This is a genomic window from Roseovarius mucosus (assembly GCF_002080415.1).
Classification (GTDB): domain Bacteria; phylum Pseudomonadota; class Alphaproteobacteria; order Rhodobacterales; family Rhodobacteraceae; genus Roseovarius; species Roseovarius mucosus_A.
Genome location: NZ_CP020474.1, coordinates 609,648 through 626,102 on the forward strand (window position 1 = coordinate 609,648; position 16,455 = coordinate 626,102).

The window sequence follows — 16,455 nt, forward strand, 5'->3', positions numbered from 1 at the left end:
GTCTAACGCCAAGACCATGCAACCCCGGCTCACATATCGCCAACATGCCCGCGCCGTGCTGGGCCTTGGCCTGCCCCTGATCGGCAGCCATGTGGCGCAATTCGCCATCACCTTCACCGATGCAATCATGCTGGGCTGGTACTCGGTCGAGGCCTTGGCCGCCGAGGTTCTGGGCGGCACCATGTTCTTTGTCCTCTTCATCATGGGCTCAGGCTTTGCTTGGGCCGTGATGCCGATGGTGGCCTCTGCACAGGCCACAGGTGCCATCCCCCAGGTGCGCCGCGTGACGCGCATGGGCCTTTGGGCCTCGATCCTCTTTAGCCTTGCCACGCTGCCGCTGATGTTGGGCTCTGGCGCTCTGTTTGACCGTATGGGCCAAGAGCCCGCCACCGCCGCCCTCGCCGCCGACTACCTCGAAATCGCAGGGCTGGGCATTCTACCCGCGCTCATGGTGATGGTGCTCAAATCCTATCTCGCGGCGCTCGAACGCACAGCCGTCGTGCTCTGGGTGACGCTGGGGGCGGTGGCGCTCAACGCCGCCATCAACTATCTGCTCATTTTCGGGCATTTCGGCTTTCCCGAACTTGGCGTGCAGGGCGCGGCCATCGCCTCGCTTGGGGTCAATATCGCGTCCTTCGTGGTGCTTGGCGTCTATGTCCACCGCTCCGCCCCTGAACACGCCATTTTTCAACGCTTCTGGCGCCCCGACCCCGAGGCACTGGGCCGCGTCTTTCGGCTAGGCTGGCCCATTGGCCTGACCAATCTGGCCGAAGTTGGCCTTTTCGCGTCCGCCTCGGTGATGATGGGCTGGCTCGGCACCCTGCCCTTGGCCGCCCATGGCATCGCCATGCAGATCACGTCGGTCATCTTCATGATCCACCTTGGCCTCTCCAACGTCGCGACCGTGCGCGCAGGTCAGGCGCATGGCCGCGGCGATGGCACGGCCCTGCGTGACGGCGCGCGCGTGGTGCTTGGCCTCTCCGCCGCTGTGGCGCTCGCGACCATGGCACTCCTTCTGCTGCTGCCCGATCTGCTGGTGGGCCTCTTTCTGGCCCCCGACGATCCTGACCGGGCCGAGGTCATCGCCATTGGCCGCCAGCTTCTTGCCGCCGCCGCCCTCTTTCAACTGGTGGACGCCGCCCAAGTGCAGGCGCTTGGCCTCTTGCGCGGGGTGCAAGATACCCGCGTGCCCATGGTGATCGCCGCCCTCAGCTATTGGGCGGTCGGCGTGCCCGTAAGCTACCTTCTGGGCTTCACCTTTGGCTTGGGTGGCCCCGGCATCTGGCTTGGCCTGGCCTCGGGGCTGGCGCTGGCAGGGGTGTTCATGTTGGTGCGGTTCTGGCGCTGGTCCGTGCGCCAAATTCCATCACAGCCCAGCAGTCTGCGGCAACAGGGGTGATTGCGCGGCCCCGCTCGCGTTGGTAAAGGAAACTAACCAATTTCGGAGGACGCCATGCCCGTCATCACCAATATCGCCGATCTCAAACAGATCTACCGCCGCCGCGTCCCCAAGATGTTCTACGATTACGCCGAATCCGGCAGCTGGACAGAACAGACCTTCCGCGAGAATACCACCGACTTTGACAAGATTTACCTGCGCCAGCGGGTTGCCATCGACATGACCGGGCGCAGCACCGCCAGCCAGATGATCGGACAGGATGTGGCCATGCCCGTGGGCCTTGCCCCGGTCGGCCTTACCGGCATGCAACACGCGGATGGCGAGATCAAGGCAGCCCGCGCCGCCGAGAAATTCGGCGTGCCCTTCACCCTCTCCACCATGTCGATCTGCTCGATCGAGGATGTGGCCGAAAACACCACCAAACCCTTTTGGATGCAGGTCTATACCCTCAAGGACGATGAGTTCATGCAGCGCCTCTTTGACCGGGCGCGCGATGCCAAATGTTCGGCGGCGATGATCACCGTCGATCTGCAAATGCTGGGACAACGCCACAAAGACCTGAAAAACGGCCTCTCCGCCCCGCCCAAGCTGACCCCCAAAAGCGTCGCCAATATGATGACCAAGGTCCATTGGGGCCTGGGCATGCTGGGCACCAAGCGGCGGTTCTTCGGCAATATCGTGGGCCATGCCAAGGGCGTGACCGATCCCTCCTCGCTCAGCACTTGGACCTCCGAGGCCTTTGATCAGGCGCTCGATTGGGACCGCATCCGCCAATTCCGCAAGATGTGGGACGGCCCGCTGATCATCAAGGGCATCATGGACCCGGTCGATGCGCGCGAGGCGCTCAACGTGGGGGCCGATGCCATCATCGTGTCAAACCACGGCGGGCGGCAGCTTGACGGCGCGCTCTCGGCCATTCGCGCCCTGCCCGCCATCGTCGACGCCGTAGGCGACAAGATCGAGGTGCATCTTGATAGCGGCATCCGTTCGGGTCAGGACGTGCTCAAGGCGCTCAGCCTTGGGGCCAAGGGCACCTATATTGGCCGCGCCTTTGTCTATGGTCTGGGCGCGATGGGCGAGGCGGGCGTGACCCGCGCGCTCGAAGTCATCCACAAAGAATTGGACAGCACCATGGGCCTCTGCGGTCGCCGTGACGTGAAAACGCTCGACCGCGATATCCTGCTGGTCCCCGAGGATTTCACCGGCCGCTGGACGGTGTAAGGCGCGTCACCTCCCCAACAACCGCCGCAAGAACCCGCGCCGCGCCTGCACCTGAGGTGCGGGCGCAGGGCCCCTAGCCGCAGTCCACGCCGCCAGAACGGCGCGCGCCTCCTCGTCCAACGGCACCTCCGACGCAGGGTCTTCTGCGACATCCACATCAAACGCCCCGCGATGCTCCGCCCGCCGAACAAGATCGTGATTGCTCCCCTTCCAGCGGTCCACCACCGCCTGCCGCTGGGCATGCGGCATCAAGAACCGCCGCTTTGGCACCGCGATCACGCCCGGCGCTTCGGCAAAGAACCGATCCAGCGCCACATCCACCTGCCCCGCCGAGGCCCCCGCAGCCCGCATCTCTTGCTTAAGCAGCCGCGCAGGCTCGATCAGGCCCGTGGGCGGGCTGACATTCGCCAGTGGCACATCGGCATCTTCGCCATAGCACAGGCTCCCCGCGCCAATCTGCTCCAGCACGAAATTCACCGGATCGCGCCGCGCACTCCCCGGCTGTATCACGGCAGTGAACACCCGATCCCGGCCAACATATTTCCCCCAATACAGGGTAAAAAGCGCATAGTTCAGTACATCTTGCTGCGTGCGCTTTTCCAGCAGTTCCGCGATGGTGCCGTCCCAGGTATGGGCACCTTTGACATGCTGCTTGAAATCAGACTCAAGCCAGTGATCCTGCCTGCGAAACAGCGCAATCACCGAAACCTCGAACCCCCGCGCGCGCAATGCCTCAATGAACTGGATGACCGCCGCAGATTTATAGAGCGCCGAGAACGCTTCTGAACTCAGCACCACATCGCCCGTCCCGCTGGAAAAGAAATCCAGCGCCGCCGCGATCGCCTCTTCCCTCTGTCGCAAAATGGAAATCGCCAGACGCGCGGCATTGCCCTGCCCCTCTGCCTCTGGCCCTTCGGGCATCTCATAGGCAATCCCCAGCCCCCGCAGCGCCTCTTGCCGTTGCACCAACGCCGCCTGTATCGTCGTCGTTGCACATTTGGGCATGCCGACATGCAGGAAAGCGCGGCGTGGCATTTGGGTCAGGCTCCTCTTGCGTCACGGGACCGACGGATAGGTCAGGCATCCCCCCCAAGCAACAAGATTCCGCTTTTCAAATCCCCAAAACCCGGCTATTGGCGCAGCTTCATGCGGGGACTACAGCCTTGGAGGAGCCCCGCCCTAACTTATGGAGAGATTAAATGGCTGGAGAAATTCCTGATCTTCAAGCCCAGGAACGCGCGGGGACAGGCAAGGGCGCCGCTCGCGCAGCCCGTCGTGCGGGTATGGTTCCGGGTGTCGTGTTTGGTGGCGATAAAGAGCCGCTGGCGATCAACATTCCGTTCAACGCACTGCTCAAGCGCCTGAAAAAGGGCCGCTTCAAGTCGACGCTCTTCAACCTTCAGGTTGAAGGCCATGACGATGTGCGCGTGATCTGCCGCGACGTTCAGCGCGATGTGGTCAAGGATCTGCCGACCCATGTCGACCTGATGCGCCTGCGCCGCACCACCCGGATCAACCTGTTCATTCACGTTGATTTCATCAACGCAGAACAGTGCAAGGCCCTGCGCAAGGGCGGCGTGCTGACCGTTGTGCGCCCCGAGGTGGAACTCAACGTGCTCGCCGGCGATATCCCCGATCACGTCACCGTGGACCTCTCGAAGGTCGAGAAAATCGGCGATGTCGTCACGATCTCGATGGTCGATCTGCCCGCAGGCTCCGAGCCGGTCATCAAGGACCGCGATTTCGTGATCTGCAACATCTCCGCGCCGTCGGCACTGCGCTCGCAGGGCGATGACGAAGAAGAAGAAGATGGCGAAGAGGACTGATCCTGCCGGACCAGACCTTATTCTATACCGCGCGGCCCCATCGGGGCCGCGTTTTCTTTTGCCCCCACCGCAGCCTGTTGATTCCCGCCGCCCAAACCCCTAGACCGTGGCCCATTCAGGATCGGGGGCACCACCCATGCAGCTCTTCGTAGGTCTCGGCAATCCGGGCGCGAAATACGAACGAAACCGCCACAATATCGGCTTCATGGCGCTTGACCGCATCGCCGAGGATCACGGCTTTGGCCCATGGCGGTCCAAGTTTCAGGGCATGGTCTCTGAGGGCACGTTGGACGGCGCGCGCACCGTCCTGCTCAAGCCGATGACCTTCATGAACCTCAGCGGTCAATCCGTGGGCGAAGCGGTGCGGTTCTACAAACTCACCCCCGCCGATGTCACCGTCTTTCACGATGAATTGGATCTCGCCCCCGGCAAGCTGCGCTGCAAGACGGGCGGCGGGCACGCAGGCCACAACGGGCTGCGCTCGATCCATCAGCACATTGGCGAGGCCTATGCCCGCGTGCGCCTTGGCATCGGCCATCCCGGCCACAAAGACCGCGTGGCGCAGTACGTCCTTCAGGATTTCGCCAAATCCGAGGCCGACTGGCTCGACGATCTTTTGCGCGGCATCGGCAAAGGCGCGCCATGGCTCGCCCAAGGCAAACCCGACCGCTTTCAGAACGCCGTCGCGCAGGCCATGACACCCCCCAAACCCGCGCGCCCTGCCCCAGTGCAGACCGACCGCGCCCCACCCCCAGAGCCTGAGGCCACACCAGACCCTCGCTCGCCCATGCAAAAGCTGATGGACAAATTCCGTTAGGCCATTGATCTCAAGGTAAGGCTTGATCAAGCGCGGCAGCACTGCTCAACTGCCGACAAAACCGAAGAGGATGGGAATGCGCAACGCTCTCAAATGGCTGGGACGGATCCTGCTGCTGTTGGTCCTTGCTACGGCAGCGGTGGGCCTCTGGAAACGCGACCAGATCACCCGCCTCTGGGCGGTCAACAGCCTCTTTGACGCAGACCGCATCGTCCAGAACTTCTCGCATATGGACCGCGCCTTTTTATCCGTGCCCGTGCCGCGCGGCACCGGCCCCGTCTCGCCCCTGCCCGCAGGCCCGGCCATGACCCTGCCCGCCGTGGCCTCTGACTGGATCACCGCCCGCAACGTGACCTCGCTCATGGTCCTGCACCGGGGCGCTGTGGTGCATGAAAGCTATCACCTTGGCACCGCCCCCGAGGATCGCCGCATAAGCTGGTCCGTCGCCAAAAGCTTTCTGTCGGCCCTCTTCGGGGTGGTCATAGCCGAGGGTCAGATTGCCTCGCTCGATGATCCGGTCACGCGCTACGCCCCCAGCCTCGCAGGCAGCGCCTATGACGGCGCGAGCATCCGCCACGTGCTTCTGATGATGAGCGGCGTGGCCTTTGACGAGGATTATCTGGATTACGCATCAGACATCAACCGCATGGGCCGGGTTCTGGCCCTTGGCGGTACGATGGACGGCTTTGCCGCCGGTCTCACGGCGCGCGATGCCGCCCCCGGCACGCGCTGGAAATATGTCTCGATCGACACGCATATTCTCGCCATGGTGCTGCGCGGGGCCACCGGGCGCAGCCTGCCAGACCTCTTGTCGGAAAAGATCATCCAACCTCTAGGCTTCGACTCCGAACCCTATTACCTCACCGATGGCGAGGGCGTGGCCTTTGCGCTTGGTGGCCTCAACGTCACCACCCGCGACTATGCCCGCTTTGGCCTGATGGCCGCCAATCTGGGGCGCTACAACGGGCAACAGGTGGTGCCCGAGGATTGGATGCGCGCGGCCACAACACCCACCGCCCCCACAGCACCGGGCGATCTGCAATATGGCTTTCAATGGTGGATGCCCGCCGATGCCCAACCCGGCGAATTCTTCGGCCACGGCATTTACGGCCAGTATATCTATATCGACCGCGCCCGCGAGGTGGTGATCATCGCCACCTCCGCCGACCGCGCCTTTCGCGAACCGGGCGTCAAACACGGCAATATCGCCGTGCTGCGCCAGATCGCCGGGGCGCTCTGATCCCCAAACCCCACCCCGGGTCAAGCCCGGGACGGGGAATAGACGCCTAGCTTACCCCAAGGCCGCATCACAGCGCCCGCAGGTGCCGGGATGCTTGTGCTGCCCCACATCAGGCAGGATTTTCCAACAACGCTGGCATTTCTCGCCTTCCGCGCGCTCGAAAACCACGCCGACCGTGTCCACCTCAGGCAAACGAAACGCCTCATCGGGGCGCGGATCGCCGGTCAGCATCAAATCCGACGTGATACAGATATCCGCGAAATCCACCGATTTCAGCGCCGTCAGCATCTCGGCATCGCGGATATGCACCACCGGTGCCGCCTCTAGGCTGGCCCCGATCACCTTGTCTGTCCGCTGCACCTCTAGCGCCGCCGTCACCACCCGCCGCGCCTGCCGCACCATGGCCCATTTCGCCGCCAGCGGCTCATTAAGCCACTCGGCGGGCGTATCGGGAATATCCGTCAGGTGGATGGAACTGTCCTCACCGGGGAAGCGCGACAGCCACACCTCCTCCATGGTGAACACCAGCACTGGCGCGAGCCATGTCGTCAGCCGGTGAAACAAGAGATCAAGCACCGTGCGCGCCGCCCGCCGCCGCGCGGTGTCGCCATCGCAATAAAGCGCATCCTTGCGAATATCGAAATAGAACGCACTCAGATCGAGCGTGCAGAAGTTAAAGATTTGCTGGAAAACCCCTTGAAAATCATAGGTTTCATAGCCTTTCTTGACCTTGTGATCCAGCTCCGCCAGACGGTGCAGCACCCAGCGTTCCAGCTCCGGCATCTCTGCCGGGTCCACGCGATCCGCCTCAGTGAACGGGGCCAAAGCCCCCAGCATGAACCGCAGCGTATTGCGCAAACGGCGATAGCCATCGGCCACGCCCTTGAGGATTTCCGGCCCGATCCGCAAATCGGCAGTATAATCCGCCTGCGCCACCCAAAGCCGCAGAATATCCGCGCCATATTGCTTGACCACTTCCTCGGGCGCGACCGTATTGCCCAAGGATTTCGACATCTTGTTGCCCTTCTCATCAAGGGTAAAGCCATGCGTCAGCACCCCCCGATAAGGCGCGCGCCCGCGTGTCCCACAAGCCTGCAACATCGACGAATGGAACCAGCCGCGATGCTGATCCGTGCCCTCTAGGTATAGATCGGCCAAACCATCCTCAGACCCGTCCTCGCGGTCGCGCAGCACAAAGGCATGCGTCGAACCTGAATCAAACCACACATCGAGAATGTCATCGACCTTGCGCCAGTCGTCCGGGTTCACGATGCCCGACAGGAACCGCTCTTTCGCGCCCTCTTTATACCACGCATCCGCGCCCTCTTCCTCAAAGGCCGCAAGGATACGCGCATTCACCTCTTCATTCCGCAAAAGGTAATCAGAATCCGTGGGTTGCGCGCCGTTCTTCACAAAGCAGGTGAGCGGCACACCCCAGGCACGCTGACGGCTCAGCACCCAATCGGGCCGCGCCTCGATCATGGAATAGAGCCGGTTGCGCCCGGTCTTGGGCGTCCATGTCACCAATTCATCAATCGAGCGCAGGGCGCGCTCGCGAATACTGGTGCCATAGGTGTCCTGCCCGTCGCCCACCGCCCGGTCAATCGCCGCAAACCACTGCGGCGTGTTGCGATAGATCACAGGGGCCTTGGAGCGCCAGCTATGCGGATAGCTGTGCTTGATCTTGCCCCGCGCGAGCAGCCCGCCCACCTCGGCCAGCTTGTCTATCACCGCCTTGTTGGCATTGCCCTCCTTGCCCTTGCGATCAAGGATGAACTTGCCGCCAAAGAACGGCAGATCGGGCCGGAAAGAGCCATCTTCCAGCACGTTATAGGTAATCACCTGCTCCAGCATGCCCAAGTCGCGGTAAAGCTCGAACTCCTCCATCCCGTGCGAGGGCGCGCAATGGACAAACCCGGTGCCTTCTTCGTCACTCACGAAATCAGCGGCCCGGAAATCGCGCAGGTCATCCCATTCGCCATTCCCGCCTTCGGCCCCTTTCAGCGGATGCTCAAGCTGCAGCCCCGCCAATTCCTGCGTCGGCACATCGCGCACGCGCCGATACATCGACGGCTCCAGCCGGGCGCGGGTCATCACATCCTCGGCGCGGGTATCGGCGAGGATGAATTTCTCCCCCACCGCCGCCCAACACTCGCCCGGCGTCGCGATCACCTCATAAAGGCCATAGGAAATCCCCTCGCCATACACCACGGCTTTGTTTGAGGGCATGGTCCACGGCGTCGTGGTCCAGATGACAACCGAAGCACCCATCAGGTCTACCGGCATTGTACCAATTGGTTCATCACCCTGACTTCCGGCTTGCGGAGACGAGATTGCACCGACCCGAAACTTCACCCAAACCGTAAAGCTCTCCTTGTCGTGATACTCCACCTCCGCCTCGGCCAGCGCGGTTTTCTCGACCGGCGACCACATCACCGGCTTTGACCCCTGATAGAGCACGCCGGTCATCAGGAATTTCTGGAACTCCTCCGCGATGATCCGCTCGGCGCGGAAATCCATCGTAAGGTAAGGGCGATCCCAACAGCCGGTGATCCCCAGCCGCTTGAACTCTTCGCGCTGAATGTCGATCCAGCCCTCGGCGAACTTGCGGCATTCCTGACGGAAATCCACCACATCCACCTTGTCCTTATCCATCCCCTTGGCGCGGTATTGCTCTTCGATCTTCCACTCGATCGGCAGCCCGTGACAATCCCAGCCGGGGATATAGCGCGCATCGCGGCCCATCATCTGCTGGCTGCGCACGACCATATCCTTGAGGATTTTGTTCAGCGCATGCCCGATGTGCAGATGCCCGTTGGCATAGGGCGGGCCATCGTGCAGCGTAAAGGGAACACGCCCTGCGGCCTGCTCGCGCAGCTTTTCATAGACCCCGATCCGCGCCCAACGTGCCAGCCACTCAGGCTCGCGCGCGGGCAATCCGGCGCGCATCGGGAAATCAGTCTCGGGCAGGTTCAGCGTGTCTTTGTAATCCGGCGTTTGGCCCGGTGTCTGTGTCGTGTCGGCGCACATGGTTTGCGTCCTTGTCACTGGTCTGGAATTTGGGGGGGTGAAAGGTGGCGCGGGTGCCCATACGCCTTGTCCCGGCAGCTCGATTGTCTCAGAGCGCCGGGCATGTAATTCGAATAATGATCGCTTTGCGTCTCATCATGCGACGCCTTATAGGCGCGCTCCGGCCAAGCGTCCAGAGGGCGCAGCCCCCGCCTGTCTGAAAAGAAAGCGGCCCGAATTCTTTTCAGGAATTCGCCCCCACCAGACCAAATCAGGGGATTGCCTCTGCCCGCACCCCGCGCCACATAAGACGCATGACCGCCACCCTGCCCCCGCGTTTCCCCATCACCCGCCCCGAGATCGAGCGGGTCGTAACCGCGTTCTACGCGGCGGTGCGCGCGCATCCCGGTCTTGGGCCGATCTTTGCGGTCCATGTCACCGACTGGCCCGCACACGAGGCCAAGGTGGCCGATTTCTGGGCCAATTCGATTTTGCACGAACGCGTCTATGACGGCAGCCCGATGGCCGCCCATGTCAACGCCCGCAATGTGCAACCGGGCATGTTCTCTACATGGCTCGCGCTCTTTGATTCGGTGCTCTTGCGCGAACTCTCTCCCGATCAGGCCGCGTCATGGTCGGCGCTGGCGCATCGCATCGGGCGGTCCTTGCGCGCGGGCGTGGTGGATCGCAGCACCCATGCCGGTGGCATCCCGAAACTGCGCTGAACCCGGCCAATCCTTGCCAAACCGCAGACATGCCAGCGGCCAGTTTCGGCCTACAGCGGGAATCTGCCTTTTGACACCCCCCAAAATGGCAGCAAAGCGCCGGAAATCCCCACAGGCCTTGGGCAGGCTCGGTGATCACCCCACCTCTGGTCTATGGTGATCCCAGTCAGAAAGGAGCCTCTCATGCATATCCCCCAAGATGACATCCAACGCCAAGCCAATCGCGATCTCAACCGCTATGGCCCTCCCGGCCATGATCCGGCGGCGGGCACGCGCGGCGGGCTGACAGGCCTGCTGGTTGTCGTGATCCTGATGGGCGCGCTGATCGCCTTCAGCATGCTCAGCCCGTCGAATACCGGCGACACCACCGCCCCACCCAGCGTGATCGACGGCGCAACATCGCAACAAACCCCTGCCGCCCCGGTCGACTAACGGCCACACTCACGGCGCAGACGGCCCGGCCATTCTCCACCATGGCCGGGTCGCGCGATGCCCGCCTGCCTCAATCAAGCGATGTCACCCACAATACCGTGGCATCCTCGACACTGACCGAAATCACGTTATGCCCCATCGTGGCATCGTAATAGGCGCTGTCGCCCCGGCGCATCTCAATGGGCTCGTAAAACTCGGTAAAGAGCCGCACCACCCCAGTCAGCACATACAGAAATTCCTCGCCGTCATGGCGCACCCAGCCGCCGAACTCCTCAACCGAGCGGGCACGGATCCGCGCGCGGTAAGGCATCATACGTTTCTGGCTCAGCGCATCGGCCAGCAAATCATGCTCATAGGTGGCCGTCGCCTTGGCCGTGCCCTCGCCCACGCGCGTCACCGCCATGCGTCCGTTGATCCGGTCGCGCGACGGCGGGGTAAAAAGCTGTGGGACAGAGATTTCCAACCCCTGCGCCAGCTTTTTCAAAGCGTCATAGGTGGGCGACATCTGGCCATTCTCGATTTTCGACAGGGTCGAGCGTGCCAGCCCCGCCTGCTTCGCCGCCTGTTCCAGCGTCCAACCGCGCGCCTTGCGCAGGCTGCGCACCCGCGCGCCCAGATCAAGCGGCTCAGGTGCGGCGGCACCGCCGGTCTCGCGCGTCACGCGCAGCAGAGGGGGTAAAGCTTGATCGGTCATAGCCCCATGCTATAGGCCAAGCGCAGACACCCTTGCAACCGCCGCCAGAGCCTCCTAAGCCAACGCAATGACCGCGATATTCGATCAAGGGCCAAGCGCCCCCTGTCCCACCCCCTTCAACCTCGCCGCGCATGTTCTGGGCCGGGCCGAGGCGCAGCCGGACAAGATCGCGCTGGCGGTCCTCAGCCTCGCCAAGGCCGACCGCTGGAGCTATGGCCGCCTTTTGGCCGCTGTGCGCGGCACCGGCACCGGCCTTTTGCGCGCGGGTCTCACCCCCGGCGACCGGGTTTTGATGCGGCTGGGCAATACGATGGAATTTCCGATTGCCTATCTCGGGGCCATCGCCGTTGGTCTCATCCCCATTCCCACCTCCAGCCAACTGACCGCGCCCGAGGTGGCGGGTATGATCGAAACCACCCAACCGGCGCTGATCCTGCGCGCCGCAGGCGTGGCTTGTCCTGAAACCGATATCCCCACGCTCGATGAACCCACCCTTGAGGCGATGCGCGATCTGCCCCCCGCCGATTGGCACATGGGCGATCCCGACCGCCCCGCCTATATCATCTATACCTCCGGCACCTCGGGCATTCCGCGTGCCGTGGTCCATGCCCATCGCGCCATCTGGGCGCGGCAGATGATGTCTGACGGCTGGTACGGGCTGCGCGCAGATGACCGGCTCTGCCATGCGGGTGCCTTCAACTGGACCTTTACCCTTGGCACCGGCCTGATGGACCCATGGACCATGGGCGCGACCGCCCTCATCCCCGCGCCCGGTATCACGCCCGAACAATTGCCGCTCCTCCTCAAACGCCATGACGCCACGATCTTTGCCGCCGCCCCCGGCGTCTATCGCAAACTCTTTCAGCCGGGTGCTTCCCTCTCTCTGCCGCATCTGCGGCACGGGCTGGCGGCAGGCGAAAAACTCTCGGACACCATCCGCCAGCATTGGCAAAACGCCACCGGCACGCCAATCTACGAGGCCTACGGCATGTCCGAATGCTCAACCTTCATTTCCGGCAGCCCCGATCATCCCGCCGCCCCCGGCACGCTTGGCCGCCCCCAGACAGGCCGCCGGGTCGCGATCCTTGCCAACGGCACCCCCGTGCCCCTTGGCACCGAAGGCACCATTGCGATCCACCGCTCAGACCCCGGCCTGATGCTGGGCTATCTCGGCGCACCCGAGGCCACGGCCGAGAAATTCACCGGCGATTGGTTCCTCACGGGCGATCAGGGGATGATGGATGCTGCGGGTCACATCACCTATCTGGGCCGCGCCGACGATATGATGAACGCCGGTGGCTACCGCGTCTCCCCGATGGAGGTCGAGTCCGCACTCAGCGCCCATCCCGGCATCACCGCCGTCGCCGTGACCGATATTGCGGTGAAAGAGGATGCGCGCGTCATCATGGCCTTCTATACTGGTCCCCAAACCCTCGACCCCGCCACGCTCGACGCCTTCGCGCGGACGCGGCTCGCGGGATACAAGGCCCCGCGCGCCTATCACCACGTCGCGGCCCTGCCCACCGGGGCCAATGGCAAAATCCTGCGCCGCGCCCTGCGGCCGATCTATGAGGGCCTCAATGGTCAAGCTTGATATCATCTCCGACCCGATCTGCCCTTGGTGCTATATCGGCAAGACCCTGCTCGATCAGGCCCTGGCCCAGCGCCCCGATCACCCGTTCGAGATTGAATGGCATCCGTTTCAGCTCAACCCCGACATGCCTGCCGAAGGCATGGACCGCCGCGACTATCTAGAGACCAAGTTTGGCGGCAAAGACGGGGCCATCCGCGCCTATGCCCCCGTGGTGGAACGCGCCGAGGCAGCGGGGCTCACGATTGATTTCGCCGCCATCAAACGCACGCCCAACACGCTTGACGCCCATCGCCTGCTGCATTGGGCCGGCATCGAAGGCTGTCAGGACCGCATGGCCATGGCCCTCTTTCAGGCCTATTTCAACGAAGGCCGCGACATCGGCGACCCCGAGGTTCTGGCCGATCTCGCCGACAGCCTCAGCTTGGATGGCGCCATGATCCAGCGCCTTTTGGCCACCGAAGCCGACCGCGAAGACATCCGCACCCGCGATGCGCAATTTCGCCAGATGGGCATCACCGGCGTGCCCACCTTCATCGTCGGCGGTCAACATGCCGTGCCCGGCTGCCAACCCACCGACCTCTGGGTCAAGGTGATCGACGACCTGACCGCCGCCGCAAGCTGAACCTCACGCCACAGCCATCCGCCGCGCCAATCGCCGCTCGCGCCAAAAGGTATAGATGCCCGAGGCGATGATGATCCCCGCCCCCGCCAGCGTCCAGACATCGGGCCGCTCGTCAAAGAGCGTGACCCCGATGATCAGCGCAAACACCAGCCGCGAATAACGAAACGGCGTGATCACCGCCACATCACCGAGCCGCATCGCCGCCACGATGGCATAATAGGCCGACACCCCGCACAAAAGCGCCAGCGCCAGATCGCGCCAGTTCACCGCCGTGGGCATCGCAGGCGTGCCGTGAAACGCCAGCAAAATTACCCCCGTCGGCACCAGCGTGGCAAAGGCATAGGTCGACAGCTGCATGGATGAGATCGACCTTGGCACGCGGCGCGTCGCCAGATCGCGCGCCGCCAACCCAAAGACCGCCAATACCGCAAAAAGCGACGCTGGCTCAAACCCCGCCATGCCGGGCCGGATCACCATCAGCACGCCGCAAAACCCCACAAGGATCGCCGCCCACCGCCGCCAGCCCACCGCTTCCCCCAAAAAGAGCGCGGCCCCCAAAGTGACCGCAAGCGGCGTGGCCTGCAAAATCGCCGAGGCCGACGACAGCGGCGTCAGCGCAATCGCCATCACAAATCCCAGCGTGCCCACCAACTCGCCGCAATTGCGCAGGATCACCGACCGAGACACCAGATCCCGCGACCAAAGCCGCCCCCCCTGCGCCCGCGTCATCGCGCCAAAGATCAGCGCCCCGCCCAGGCCCAACAGAATGATGATCTGCCCCACCGGCAGAGTATCCGCCAGCCGCTTGATGAACATATCCTCCAGCGCGAAACCGCCCATCGAGAGGACCATCAGAATACTGCCGCGCAGGTTTTCCATCTCAGACTTTCTTGACCGGGTTGCAAATCGGTGGAACGCCCGTGATAGCCCGGATCACCTGCCCAAAAAAGCGGCAGAGCTATGACAGCACAACATGACCGCTATGCTTGGCCTTATGCTCGGGCTCGACATGGATCGTGACCCGCGCCCCCGGCAGTGCCGCCATCAGCGCCGCCTCGATGCGGTCGCAAAGATCATGCGCCGCCTCAACCGTGGTTGCGCCCGGCATCACCAGATGGAATTCGATGAACGTGACCGGCCCGGCATGGCGGGTGCGCAGATCATGCGCCTGCAACGCGGCATCGTCGCTGGCCGCCGTTTCGATCACCCGCCGGATGGTGGCCAGTTCCGCCTCGGATACCGCCTCATCCATCAACCCGCTCAGCGAGGCCTTGATCACCATACTGCCCGACCACAGGATATTGACCGCCACCAAAACCGCCATCGCCGGATCAAGCCAGAGCCACCCCGTCGCCAGCGCCAGCCCCACCCCAAAGAGCACGCCCACAGAAGACACCACATCCGTCATCAGATGCTTGCCATCCGCCACCAACGCCGGCGAGCGATAGCGCCGCCCGTTGCGGATAAGCGCCAGCGCCCAGATTGCGTTGATCGTCCCCGCCGCCATATTGATCGCCATGCCCAGCAGGGGCGCATCCATCGCGCGCGGGGCTTGAAACCCGTCATAGGCCTCCCGCAGGATAAAGAGCGCCGCAATGACGATTAAAACCCCCTCGAGCACCGCCGAGAAAAACTCTGCCTTGTGATGCCCGAACGGGTGATTGTCATCCGCAGGCCGCCGCGCCACCCTCAGCGCGACAATCACCGCAAGGGCCGTGGCCAGATTGACAAGACTCTCCAGCGCATCCGACATCAGCGCCAGTGACCCGGTAAGCGCCCAAGCCAGCGCCTTGAGCGCCAGCACGATCAACCCCACGATGAGGCTGCCAATCGCCAGCCGCATCACCCGCGCGTTGACGGTGCCCGCGTCACTCACCGGATTTGATCGGCACGCCATAGAGTTCGAGCCGATGCCCGATCAGGCGATACCCCAGCTTTTCAGCGATCTTGTCTTGCAACGCCTCAATCTCAGGATCGACAAATTCGATCACCTCACCCGAATTCATATCAATCAGATGATCGTGATGGTCGCGCTCGGCATCCTCATAGCGCGCGCGCCCGTCGCCGAATTCCAACTTGTCGAGAATGCCCGCCTCTTCAAACAGCTTGACGGTGCGATAGACCGTCGCAATCGAGATCCGAGGGTCACGCCCCGAGGCGCGGGCATAGAGCTCCTCGACATCCGGATGATCATCCGACCCTTCCAGCACGGACGCAATCGTGCGGCGCTGCTCCGTCATGCGCAGCCCTTTGGCTTCGCAACGCTCGGTGATGGTCTCAGTCATGGGCGGCCTCATCTTCTCTTGCGGCGGTGCCTTACCCGCAAGGGGCGGTACTGACCAGCCCCTTTGCCGCCCAGTCTGGACACTCAATGTGTCGTTGTGCGCGAGAATAACTGAATGACCACGATCCCCGCAAGGATCATGCCGGTCCCGATGATCGCGGGCAGATCCAGCTTCTGACCAAAGACCACATAGCCAATACAGGCAATAAACACGATCCCCAGCCCCGACCAGACCGCATAGACCACGCCCACGGGCATCACCTTAAGCGTTTGCGCAAGAAGGTAAAAGCTGATCGCATAGGCCACCACCACCAGAACCGACGGCCAGAACCGGGTGAATTGCTGGCTGGCTTGCAATGCCGTGGTGCCCGCTGTTTCAGCGAGAATGGCAAGGAAGAGGATCAGATAGACCTGTGGGATCATGGCACGCGCTCCGGTCTTGGGCAGTCGCGCCCAGACTTATGCGAGGGCGCGCGCGGCGTCCACCGGGAAAGGGACGGGGTTTCGCTTGCGCCTTGCTCGGAAACCCCGCGCGGAACAAGGCGCGTCGCGCCGCCGCGCGGATCGCCGGGCCGCGCGGCTCATCTCTTGA

16 protein-coding genes are annotated in these 16,455 nt (G+C 63.2%); 9 read left to right on the forward strand and 7 right to left on the reverse strand.

Annotation, left to right across the window (positions count from 1 at the left end; all coding sequences use genetic code 11):
• Window positions 1–16 precede the first annotated feature (16 nt).
• Together ROSMUCSMR3_RS02900 and ROSMUCSMR3_RS02905 are read left to right on the forward strand one after the other, a co-directional pair.
• Complete coding sequence (locus tag ROSMUCSMR3_RS02900) at window positions 17–1,399, forward strand: MATE family efflux transporter (protein ID WP_081506390.1); 1,383 nt, start codon at window positions 17–19, stop codon at window positions 1,397–1,399.
• Between the two features lie 54 nt (window positions 1,400–1,453).
• Window positions 1,454–2,620 carry an alpha-hydroxy acid oxidase gene (locus ROSMUCSMR3_RS02905; protein WP_008282269.1) on the forward strand — a complete coding sequence of 389 codons (1,167 nt, stop codon included), beginning with the start codon at window positions 1,454–1,456 and terminating at the stop codon, window positions 2,618–2,620.
• Between the two features lie 6 nt (window positions 2,621–2,626).
• Here ROSMUCSMR3_RS02905 and ROSMUCSMR3_RS02910 read toward each other — a convergent pair whose 3' ends face one another.
• The gene (locus tag ROSMUCSMR3_RS02910) at window positions 2,627–3,655 is read right to left on the reverse strand and encodes a hypothetical protein (protein WP_081506391.1); all 1,029 of its coding nucleotides are present in this window, start codon (window positions 3,653–3,655) and stop codon (window positions 2,627–2,629) included.
• A 164-nt stretch (window positions 3,656–3,819) separates the two neighbouring features.
• Here ROSMUCSMR3_RS02910 and ROSMUCSMR3_RS02915 point away from each other — a divergent pair, with 164 nt between their 5' ends.
• The 3 genes from ROSMUCSMR3_RS02915 to ROSMUCSMR3_RS02925 all read left to right on the forward strand — a co-directional run bounded on the left by ROSMUCSMR3_RS02915 (window position 3,820) and on the right by ROSMUCSMR3_RS02925 (window position 6,503).
• Window positions 3,820–4,446, forward strand: a complete 627-nt coding sequence (locus ROSMUCSMR3_RS02915) for a 50S ribosomal protein L25/general stress protein Ctc (protein WP_008282271.1) — start codon at window positions 3,820–3,822, stop codon at window positions 4,444–4,446.
• A 136-nt stretch (window positions 4,447–4,582) separates the two neighbouring features.
• A complete protein-coding gene (pth, locus tag ROSMUCSMR3_RS02920) occupies window positions 4,583–5,263 on the forward strand; it encodes an aminoacyl-tRNA hydrolase (protein WP_081506392.1) in 681 nt (226 codons plus the stop codon).
• 76 nt (window positions 5,264–5,339) lie between these two features.
• Complete coding sequence (locus ROSMUCSMR3_RS02925; RefSeq protein ID WP_081506393.1) at window positions 5,340–6,503, forward strand: serine hydrolase domain-containing protein; 1,164 nt, start codon at window positions 5,340–5,342, stop codon at window positions 6,501–6,503.
• Window positions 6,504–6,554: 51 nt separating this feature from the next.
• On the opposite strand, the gene ileS is transcribed toward ROSMUCSMR3_RS02925, so the two are convergent.
• A complete protein-coding gene (gene ileS, locus ROSMUCSMR3_RS02930; protein ID WP_081506394.1) occupies window positions 6,555–9,533 on the reverse strand; it encodes an isoleucine--tRNA ligase in 2,979 nt (992 codons plus the stop codon).
• A 293-nt stretch (window positions 9,534–9,826) separates the two neighbouring features.
• On the opposite strand from ileS, the gene ROSMUCSMR3_RS02935 reads away from it, so the two are divergent.
• A complete protein-coding gene (locus tag ROSMUCSMR3_RS02935) occupies window positions 9,827–10,237 on the forward strand; it encodes a group III truncated hemoglobin (protein ID WP_081506395.1) in 411 nt (136 codons plus the stop codon).
• A 183-nt stretch (window positions 10,238–10,420) separates the two neighbouring features.
• Window positions 10,421–10,669 (forward strand): hypothetical protein, encoded by a 249-nt coding sequence (locus ROSMUCSMR3_RS02940; RefSeq protein WP_008282276.1) that lies wholly within the window; start codon window positions 10,421–10,423, stop codon window positions 10,667–10,669.
• 70 nt (window positions 10,670–10,739) lie between these two features.
• Here ROSMUCSMR3_RS02940 and ROSMUCSMR3_RS02945 read toward each other — a convergent pair whose 3' ends face one another.
• Entirely contained in the window at window positions 10,740–11,363 is a 624-nt protein-coding gene (locus ROSMUCSMR3_RS02945; RefSeq protein ID WP_081506396.1) for a helix-turn-helix domain-containing protein, read from the reverse strand.
• Between the two features lie 67 nt (window positions 11,364–11,430).
• Between ROSMUCSMR3_RS02945 and ROSMUCSMR3_RS02950 the strand changes: the two genes are divergently transcribed.
• A complete protein-coding gene (locus tag ROSMUCSMR3_RS02950; RefSeq protein WP_081506397.1) occupies window positions 11,431–12,957 on the forward strand; it encodes a class I adenylate-forming enzyme family protein in 1,527 nt (508 codons plus the stop codon).
• The gene (locus tag ROSMUCSMR3_RS02955; RefSeq protein ID WP_081506398.1) at window positions 12,944–13,579 is read left to right on the forward strand and encodes a DsbA family oxidoreductase; all 636 of its coding nucleotides are present in this window, start codon (window positions 12,944–12,946) and stop codon (window positions 13,577–13,579) included. Before ROSMUCSMR3_RS02950 ends, ROSMUCSMR3_RS02955 begins: the two co-directional genes overlap by 14 nt.
• A 3-nt stretch (window positions 13,580–13,582) precedes the next feature.
• On the opposite strand, the gene ROSMUCSMR3_RS02960 is transcribed toward ROSMUCSMR3_RS02955, so the two are convergent.
• From ROSMUCSMR3_RS02960 to ROSMUCSMR3_RS02975, 4 genes are all read right to left on the reverse strand, one after another.
• Window positions 13,583–14,458, reverse strand: coding sequence for a DMT family transporter (locus ROSMUCSMR3_RS02960; protein ID WP_081506399.1), 876 nt, complete (start codon window positions 14,456–14,458; stop codon window positions 13,583–13,585).
• Window positions 14,459–14,537: 79 nt separating this feature from the next.
• Window positions 14,538–15,455: a cation diffusion facilitator family transporter gene (locus ROSMUCSMR3_RS02965; RefSeq protein WP_198385572.1), complete on the reverse strand. Its 918-nt coding sequence runs from the start codon at window positions 15,453–15,455 to the stop codon at window positions 14,538–14,540.
• Window positions 15,448–15,864: a Fur family transcriptional regulator gene (locus tag ROSMUCSMR3_RS02970; RefSeq protein ID WP_008282282.1), complete on the reverse strand. Its 417-nt coding sequence runs from the start codon at window positions 15,862–15,864 to the stop codon at window positions 15,448–15,450. The genes ROSMUCSMR3_RS02965 and ROSMUCSMR3_RS02970 overlap by 8 nt, the downstream gene beginning before the upstream one ends.
• Window positions 15,865–15,947: 83 nt before the next feature.
• Window positions 15,948–16,286 carry a DMT family transporter gene (locus tag ROSMUCSMR3_RS02975; protein ID WP_008282283.1) on the reverse strand — a complete coding sequence of 113 codons (339 nt, stop codon included), beginning with the start codon at window positions 16,284–16,286 and terminating at the stop codon, window positions 15,948–15,950.
• Window positions 16,287–16,455: the final 169 nt, after the last annotated feature.

Coding starts and splice junctions, on each gene's coding strand:
- ROSMUCSMR3_RS02925 (WP_081506393.1), top strand. CDS start 5,340: ATGCGCAACGCTCTCAAATGGCTGGGACGGATCCTGCTGCTGTTGGTC.
- ROSMUCSMR3_RS02970 (WP_008282282.1), bottom strand. CDS start 15,864: ATGACTGAGACCATCACCGAGCGTTGCGAAGCCAAAGGGCTGCGCATG.
- ROSMUCSMR3_RS02955 (WP_081506398.1), top strand. CDS start 12,944: ATGGTCAAGCTTGATATCATCTCCGACCCGATCTGCCCTTGGTGCTAT.
- ROSMUCSMR3_RS02935 (WP_081506395.1), top strand. CDS start 9,827: ATGACCGCCACCCTGCCCCCGCGTTTCCCCATCACCCGCCCCGAGATC.
- ROSMUCSMR3_RS02945 (WP_081506396.1), bottom strand. CDS start 11,363: ATGACCGATCAAGCTTTACCCCCTCTGCTGCGCGTGACGCGCGAGACC.
- ileS (WP_081506394.1), bottom strand. CDS start 9,533: ATGTGCGCCGACACGACACAGACACCGGGCCAAACGCCGGATTACAAA.
- ROSMUCSMR3_RS02960 (WP_081506399.1), bottom strand. CDS start 14,458: ATGGAAAACCTGCGCGGCAGTATTCTGATGGTCCTCTCGATGGGCGGT.
- ROSMUCSMR3_RS02950 (WP_081506397.1), top strand. CDS start 11,431: ATGACCGCGATATTCGATCAAGGGCCAAGCGCCCCCTGTCCCACCCCC.
- ROSMUCSMR3_RS02915 (WP_008282271.1), top strand. CDS start 3,820: ATGGCTGGAGAAATTCCTGATCTTCAAGCCCAGGAACGCGCGGGGACA.
- ROSMUCSMR3_RS02910 (WP_081506391.1), bottom strand. CDS start 3,655: ATGCCACGCCGCGCTTTCCTGCATGTCGGCATGCCCAAATGTGCAACG.
- pth (WP_081506392.1), top strand. CDS start 4,583: ATGCAGCTCTTCGTAGGTCTCGGCAATCCGGGCGCGAAATACGAACGA.
- ROSMUCSMR3_RS02900 (WP_081506390.1), top strand. CDS start 17: ATGCAACCCCGGCTCACATATCGCCAACATGCCCGCGCCGTGCTGGGC.
- ROSMUCSMR3_RS02905 (WP_008282269.1), top strand. CDS start 1,454: ATGCCCGTCATCACCAATATCGCCGATCTCAAACAGATCTACCGCCGC.
- ROSMUCSMR3_RS02940 (WP_008282276.1), top strand. CDS start 10,421: ATGCATATCCCCCAAGATGACATCCAACGCCAAGCCAATCGCGATCTC.
- ROSMUCSMR3_RS02975 (WP_008282283.1), bottom strand. CDS start 16,286: ATGATCCCACAGGTCTATCTGATCCTCTTCCTTGCCATTCTCGCTGAA.